Source organism: uncultured Campylobacter sp. (assembly GCF_963517995.1).
Lineage (GTDB): Bacteria > Campylobacterota > Campylobacteria > Campylobacterales > Campylobacteraceae > Campylobacter_A.
Map to the genome: position 1 here is coordinate 1 of NZ_CAUQHQ010000173.1, position 3,964 is coordinate 3,964.

At 42.0% G+C, this 3,964-nt stretch carries 5 protein-coding genes; all 5 read right to left on the reverse strand.

Features of this window, described 5'->3' with window-relative positions; all coding sequences use genetic code 11:
* On the reverse strand, positions 1-764 hold a 764-nt coding region (locus RYL88_RS11960), incomplete at its 3' end, for a PIN domain-containing protein (protein ID WP_314991576.1).
* Positions 765-873: 109 nt separating this feature from the next.
* Entirely contained in the window at positions 874-1,365 is a 492-nt protein-coding gene (locus RYL88_RS11965; protein ID WP_314991578.1) for a YfbM family protein, read from the reverse strand.
* Between the two features lie 322 nt (positions 1,366-1,687).
* On the reverse strand, positions 1,688-2,674 hold the full coding sequence (locus RYL88_RS11970) for a type II asparaginase (RefSeq protein ID WP_314991579.1): 987 nt from the start codon (positions 2,672-2,674) through the stop codon (positions 1,688-1,690).
* An 11-nt stretch (positions 2,675-2,685) separates the two neighbouring features.
* Entirely contained in the window at positions 2,686-3,024 is a 339-nt protein-coding gene (locus tag RYL88_RS11975; RefSeq protein WP_314991580.1) for an AzlD domain-containing protein, read from the reverse strand.
* Entirely contained in the window at positions 3,021-3,683 is a 663-nt protein-coding gene (locus tag RYL88_RS11980) for an AzlC family ABC transporter permease (RefSeq protein ID WP_314991582.1), read from the reverse strand. The genes RYL88_RS11975 and RYL88_RS11980 overlap by 4 nt, the downstream gene beginning before the upstream one ends.
* Positions 3,684-3,964 lie beyond the last annotated feature (281 nt).

Consider the following 3,964-nt stretch of genomic DNA (forward strand, 5'->3'; position numbering starts at 1 on the left):
CTTATATCCACACAGTCTTCACTATTCCATAAATTAGATTCTATGCAATAGTCAATTTTTCTGTCATTAAAATATGCTCTTAAATATTGAAAAATAGTATCTCTATTTTTTTCTATAAATTTATCATGATCATTTTGACTCAAAATAAGATCTGATACTTTATTTATATACCTGCAATATTTCATTTTATTCTCCCTACAGAATAAAATACAACTATTATCCAGAGTCACAAATATGGTGTTATGCCAGATATCTTTTTTACGTATAAAATTTAAGATATTAATCAAACTAATAGAATCTTTAAATTCGCTTTTTTTATCTTTCGTAAAAGGAGGTTTTATGTCATAATGCATATCCATCAACAAATCAGTATCATCCCCATTAAGACTACATGGAATAATTTTTATATCATAATCGTCAATCATATTACTAAACAATTCCAACAATCTACTCTCCATATAGTCACAAAAATCGTTGCATCTAGTAAATTCCATGTCGTGTTCAATTACGCCGTTTAATATAGCATTATATATCGCCTCGTGGTGTTTTTGAGAAAAATCTTTTATTTGTTTTTTTATTTCTGTTTCCACCACTGACGTAATATATACCTGTATACTATATTCTTTTGCATTTTCTAAAAATTTACACAAATTACCGCTATTATAGTTAAATTTTGCAGATGAAAAAATATTAGTATCCAAAAATACATTCTTTATAAGATTGTGTTCTTTAATATTTGTTTCGTTATCTTTGTTTTTATTCATTTTATTTTACCTCATATATTTACTTCTAAAATTTACTACACCAAAATCGCTACTCAAACTGCTTTTTATCAGAGCTTCCAGCCAAATTTGGCCTTTTTAAGATTTGAATTTATGCTATTACGATCAGTACGCCAAGGCCTTTGTCGGCGGCATTTTGATAAAAGTTCAAAAGCCCGTTAAAATGCTCTTTTAGCTCGGCTTTTATATACTCAAATTCGCTCTCGAGCTCCCATATCTCAGGATACGTGCCCGCCGCGCCGAAGTCTGTAAAATTTACGTTTGCCAAAAGCGCGCCAATGTCGGCACTCTGCATCGCTTTAGCTACGTCTTTTACGTCATCTGCGTCCACGTAAGATACCGCCTCGCTCCCCTCCTCGCCAGCCATGCCGCGTCCGAAAATCGCCCAGCTAAGCGGATTTGGCGTCGCGAAAATCTCGCCCGCGCTCATCGCTTCAAACATATTTTTGCCAGTTAGCGTTTTATGCATCGCGTCCCACATTTTATCCAGGTCGTATTCGTCCAGCGCCTCGCCGTCGCCGCCGTTTTTGATCGCCTCTATATCGTCTTGCGCATAGGCGTAGTAGTGCGCGCTCATTCCCATTTTTGCTCCTTAAATTTAAAATAAAAATTATACCGAACGATAGCTAAAATTTACGCTTGCAAATCGCCGTTTAGCGCGTAAATTTTAAACGCAAATTTAAGATAAATTCGTCGCAGCAAAAGCCGCCGAAAAATGAAATTTATGAAAGAGACGGCGGACCGTAAATTTAGCAAATCCGCCGTAATAAAAATAGAAACAAAGCGCAAGTATCGCGAGATGATTTTTCGAGTTTTGAAGCAAAATTGAGCGTGCGCTAGGCATATAGCCTGCGGAGCGAAAATTTTGCGAAATCTCGGAAAAGCGCTCGCGAGACGCCGCGCGCTTAGTGAGTTAGGAAAAGCTCCTGAATCTTTGCCTTATCGGTTGTTTGCGTAAGCGCAAGCATCAAAAGCACTCTGGCTTTTTGCGCATTTAGGTTGTCGCTGGCCAAAAAGCCGTATTTGCCGTCGTCCACCTCGCCGTTTAGCGTGGTCTCGCCGCTACCTACGCGCGAGTCGCGCACGACTACTACGCCGGCTTTAACCGCTTCGCCTAGAGCCTCAAGCGCGCTTGGGAATGGATTTCCGTTACCCATACCGGCGTTTATGATGCCTTTAGCTCCGTTTTTGACGGCTAAATTTATAAAATCCGGGTTGTCGTTTGCGTGGCTATAGATGATATCTACTCTTGGAAGCTCTTTGATCTTTGCGATATCAAATGCCGAATTTACGGTGTGTTTGCGAAGCGGATTCATGTAAAATTTGACGTTACCGTAAAACACCGTGCCGATCTTGCCGCTGTTTGGAGATTTAAAGGTATCGACCGCGGTAGTGTTGGTTTTAGTTACCTCACGAGCCGCGTGGATCTCGTCGTTCATTACGACCATTACGCCCTTGCCTGCAGCTTCTTTATTCATCGCGACGTTTACGGCGTTAAAGATATTTAGCGGGCCGTCCGCACTTAGCGAACCGCTATTTCTCATCGCGCCCGTAAACACGATCGGCTTGTCGCTTTTGACGACTAAATTTAAAAAATACGCCGTCTCCTCCATCGTATCGGTTCCGTGCGTGATGACGACACCATCGGCCTTGCCGCTAGTTAGCAGCTCGTTTACTCTATTTGCTAGCTTAAACCAAACTTCGTTGTTCATCTCTTGAGAGCCGATGTTTGAGATCTGCTCGCCTTTTATGGTCGCTATCTTGTTGATTTCAGGCACCGCGGCGATCAGTTTATCGACCGTAACGGTTCCTGAGGTATAGCTCGCATCAAGCGATCCAGGGCCGCTTCCCGCTACCGTGCCGCCCACTGCTAGTATAGTAACTCTTTTCATAAAACCTCCGTTTAAGCCGTAAGCCTGATTAGCGCCATATAAATACCCGTCGAAGCCGCGATACTAAGCAGGGTATTTTTAAATTTTAGATGAATCAAAACCGCGCTAAAAACGGCTAGCGCTTCGTTTAGTCCGTACGGATAAACGTCAAATTTGACGTCTCTTAGTCCGTAGCATACCAAGATAACCATTATCATTAACCCCATGTGTCGCTCCACGGCCGTTAGCCACGGACGAGGCTTATAGTTTTTGATGACGTAAAACGGCGCGGCTCGCGTCAAAAAGGTCGCAAACGCGCTTAGCAAAACGGCGGCAAATATCGCCCACTCGCTAGAACTCACGCTTATCAAAGCTTATCCTTAAAAACTAAAATAAAAATAAAACAAAGTGCCATCGAGCCTATCAGCATCGCTTTGGCAGGCATTAGCGCTACGCCGGCGACTCCAAACAGGCACGCCGCGCCTAGCACTTTATAATTTTTATCGTTTTTAAACATCTCCATTACGATCACGATAAAAAGCGCGGTTAAGCTAAACTCAAGCCCGCTCGTATCGACCTTTATCAGCTCGCCGGCTAGGCATCCGACCGCCGTTCCCGCCGCCCAGTAAAACCACGAGACCAAATTTAAGCGCGTAAAAACATAGCTGCGCTCCGCCGCGTCCAAGATCTTAAGCGCCTTAAATATCGCAAAGGTTTCGTCCGTGAGAGTCGCGATATTTAAAAGGCGAAATTTGAGATCTTTGTACTCTTTTAAAAGCGCCAGCCCGTAAAAAGTATGACGTAAATTTACCAGATACGAGACGATAAAAACCTCTAAAAGCCCCGTACCCGCGCTAAAAAGCGAGAGCATCATAAACTGCGCTGCGCCGCCGTAAGCTAGCGTGCTAAGCGCTATGGCTATAAAAGCGCTAACGCCCATGCTTTTAGCCAGTATCCCAAAAGCGACGCCGAGGGGAAAATAGCCCATAAATATCGGAACGCTAAGCTTAAAAACGTAACTAAAATGCAAATTTTTTCCTTAATAAAAGCACGATGATAGCTAAAATTTTAAAAAATTCGGATAAAGGCTGGAGTTTTGAGCAAATTTTGAAAGAATGGCTGACGATAAGCAGATTTTTAGCATAATCGCTAAATGATCAAATTTAAGCCGTCCGTGCTTGATATTTAGCTTAGATTTAAATGCTTGATTACCATAACCAAAAATCATAAAATAAACAATGGTTGCAAGCAAGAACCGCTACGAAACGGCTAAAATTTAGCTCAAAATTAGCCGCTTTTTCACCGTAAATT

Coding starts and splice junctions, on each gene's coding strand:
- RYL88_RS11970 (WP_314991579.1), bottom strand. CDS start 2,674: ATGAAAAGAGTTACTATACTAGCAGTGGGCGGCACGGTAGCGGGAAGC.
- RYL88_RS11965 (WP_314991578.1), bottom strand. CDS start 1,365: ATGGGAATGAGCGCGCACTACTACGCCTATGCGCAAGACGATATAGAG.